The organism is Alteromonas confluentis (assembly GCF_001757105.1).
In the GTDB taxonomy this organism is placed as follows: domain Bacteria; phylum Pseudomonadota; class Gammaproteobacteria; order Enterobacterales; family Alteromonadaceae; genus Alteromonas; species Alteromonas confluentis.
The window spans coordinates 460,447-463,946 of record NZ_MDHN01000041.1 but is presented as its reverse complement, the minus strand read 5'-3'; the positions used below and the strand labels follow the sequence as shown (position 1 = coordinate 463,946).

The following is a 3,500-nucleotide window of genomic DNA, read 5'->3' as shown; positions in this document are numbered from 1 at the left end:
ACCGTGGCTAAGTTGCCTGCGGCATCCAATACCGATACGTTCACATCCAGTAGACCTTCTGAAATAGCAGAGGGCACATTCGCCGACCACGTACCATCGCCAAGTACAGTGGCGGTGAAGCTTTGTGCATCACCATTGCCGTCGGTGACAACGATAGTGATCAATGCACCAATTTCATCAGATGTCCCTGAAATCAACGGCGTATCGCTGTTGAGATCAGTGATGGAATTCACGTTGAGGATAGGCAGCGTGAGGTCGATGAGACCCGATGTGCTCACCGTGGCTAAGTTGCCTGCGGCATCCAGCACCGACACGTTTACATCCAGCAGACCTTCGGAGATAGCAGATGGAACGTTCGCCGACCAGGTGCCATCGCCAAGCACAGTGGCGGTGAAGCTTTGCGCATCGCCGTTGCCGTCGGTGACAACGATAGTGATCAATGCACCAATTTCATCAGAAGTCCCTGAAATTAACGGCGTATCGCTGTTGAGATCAGTGATGGAATTCACGTTGAGAATTGGCAGCGTGAGGTCGATAAGACCCGACGTGCTCACCGTGGCTAAGTTGCCTGCAGCATCTAGTACGGAGACATCGATGTTTAGCAGACCTTCATTCAGATCGGCTGGTACAACAACCGCCCAAGTGCCGTCCGGTTGAACAGTTGCAGTCAAGTTTTGTTGTACACCAAGCCCATCGAGCAATACGATTTCGATGACCGCACCAATTTCATCGGATGTACCTGAAATAGTGGGACGAAGTTCATTCGTTGTAGCGAAAGCATCTAACGTCAGACCTGGGTCAGCAGTGTCGATGGTGCCCGCAACGCTAACATCAACAATATTTCCAGCGTCATCAAATACCTGAGCTTCAACCGTGATTGAACCATCAGGAAGCACAGGTAAATCTGTGCTCCAGGAACCATCGGCTTGAACAATCGCCGAGAGATTATATTCAACACCGTTGGAGTCGGTCACCGTGATGATAACAATGGTGCCAATACCCACATCTGCACTGCCTGAAATGGTGGGCGAGTTATCGTTTGTATCGCCTACAGGATCAATGATTAGCAGCGGTGGTGTCGTATCGATTTCACCGTTATTGTCGCTAGCTGTCGTCGAGTTACCCGCTGCGTCTGTTGCGGTGGCTTCTACTGTGTAGGCACCGTCGGCCATGTCCGCTGGTACGTCTGCGCTGAATGAACCGTCAGGCTGTACGGTAGCGGTAAAGGTTTGGGCGTCACCGTTAGCATCGGTCACCGTGATCGAGATCGTTTCACCGACAGGTAAGTCGGTGCTACCAGACACCGTTGGCGTTGCGTCATTACCCAGCGAGTGTGGATCAAGGGTGATGGCTGGCGCTGCGGTATCGATTTCACCGTTGTTGTCCGTAGCGGTAGTGGCGTTACCGGCAGCATCGGTGGCAGTGGCTTCTACTGTGTAGGCACCATCCACCATGTCCGCTGAAACGTCTGCGCTGAATGAACCGTCAGGCTGAACAGTTGCGGTAAAGGTTTGGGCGTCGCCGTTAGCGTCCGTTACCGTGATCGAGACGGTTTCACCTACTGGCAGATCCGTGGTACCTGATACTGTTGGTGTGGCGTCATTACCCAGCGAGTGTGGATCAAGGGTGATGACTGGTGCTGCAGTATCAATTTCGCCGTTGTTGTCCGTAGCCGTCGTCGCATTACCCGCTGCATCGGTGGCAGTGGCTACTACGGTGTAGGCACCATCCGCCATGTCCGCTGGCACATCGGTACTGAACGAGCCATCGGGTTGTACGGTTGCGGTGAAGGTTTGAGCATCACCATTAGCATCCGTTACCGTGATCGACACGGTTTCACCGACAGGCAAATCTGTGGTTCCCGATACTGTTGGTGTGGCGTCATTACCCAGCGAGTGTGGATCAAGGGTGATGACTGGTGCTGCAGTATCAATTTCGCCGTTGTTGTCCGTAGCGGTAGTCGCGTTACCGGCAGCATCTGTTGCAGTGGCTTCAACAGTATACGCACCATCGGCCATATCCGCAGGCACATCGGCGCTAAATGAACCGTCGGGTTGAACCGTAGCGGTAAAGGTTTGGGCATCACCGTTTGAATCGGTCACTGTGATGGACACGGTTTCACCGACTGGCAGATCCGTGCTACCAGAAACCGTCGGCGTCGCATCGTTACCCGTTGTCTGCGCGTCCAATGTAATGGTTGGTGCAGCGGTGTCGATTTCACCGTTGTTGTCGGTTGCAGTCGTGGCGTTACCGGCAGCATCGGTGGCAGAGGCTTCAACGGTGTAAGCACCGTCGGCCATATCCGCAGGAACGTCTGCGCTGAATGTTCCGTCTGGCTGTACCGTTGCCGTAAAGGTTTGAGCATCACCGTTTGAATCGGTCACCGTGATCGACACGGTTTCGCCAGTTGGTAAATCGGTAGACCCTGATACTGTGGGCGTCGCATCGTTACCCGTTGTCTGCGCGTCCAACGTAACGGTTGGCGCAGCGGTATCGATTTCGCCGTTGTTGTCGGTTGCAGTCGTGGCGTTACCTGCTGCGTCGGTAGCGGTGGCTTCAACAGTATAAGCACCATCGGCCATGTCAGCAGGGACATCGGCGCTGAATGTTCCGTCTGGCTGTACGGTAGCCGTGAAGGTTTGGGCGTCGCCGTTAGCGTCCGTTACCGTGATCGAGACGGTTTCACCTACTGGTAAATCAGTGGTGCCAGAAACAGTCGGCGTCGCATCGTTACCCGTTGTCTGCGCGTCCAAGGTGATGGTTGGTGCTGCTGTATCGATTTCACCATTGTTGTCGGTTGCGGTGGTGGCGTTGCCCGCTGCATCGGTGGCGGTAGCTTCTACGGTGTAAGCACCATCGGCCATGTCAGCAGGCACATCCGCACTGAACGAACCGTCAGGCTGAACAGTAGCCGTGAAGGTTTGAGCGTCGCCGTTGGCGTCCGTGACTGTGATCGACACGGTTTCACCAACGGGTAGGTCAGTGCTACCAGACACAGTAGGCGTCGCATCGTTACCTGTTGTCTGCGCATCCAAGCTGATGGTAGGCGCAGCAGTATCGATTTCACCGTTATTGTCGGTAGCGGTAGCGGCATTACCCGCAGCATCGGTAGCAGTGGCTTCAACCGTGTAAGCACCGTCGGCCATGTCCGCAGGCACATCCGCACTGAATGAACCGTCAGGTTGTACGGTTGCGGTGAAGGTCTGAGCGTCGCCGTTAGCATCTGTCACGGTGATCGACACGGTGTCGCCAGCAGGTAAGTCGGTGGTACCTGATACTGTTGGCGTCGCGTCATTACCCGTTGTCTGCGCATCCAACGTAATGGTTGGCGCAGCGGTGTCGATTTCACCGTTGTTGTCCGTAGCCGTTGTCGCGTTACCTGCAGCGTCTGTTGCAGTAGCTTCTACGGTGTAAGCACCGTCGGCCATGTCCGCAGGGACATCAGCGCTGAATGAACCGTCAGGTTGTACGGTTGCGGTGAAGGTCTGAGCGTCGCCGTT

General features: G+C 54.9%; 1 protein-coding gene. It reads right to left on the bottom strand.

From position 1 onward, the window contains the following. Positions 1-3,500: beta strand repeat-containing protein (locus tag BFC18_RS19920; protein ID WP_170826636.1), on the bottom strand; the 3,500-nt coding region annotated here is incomplete at both ends.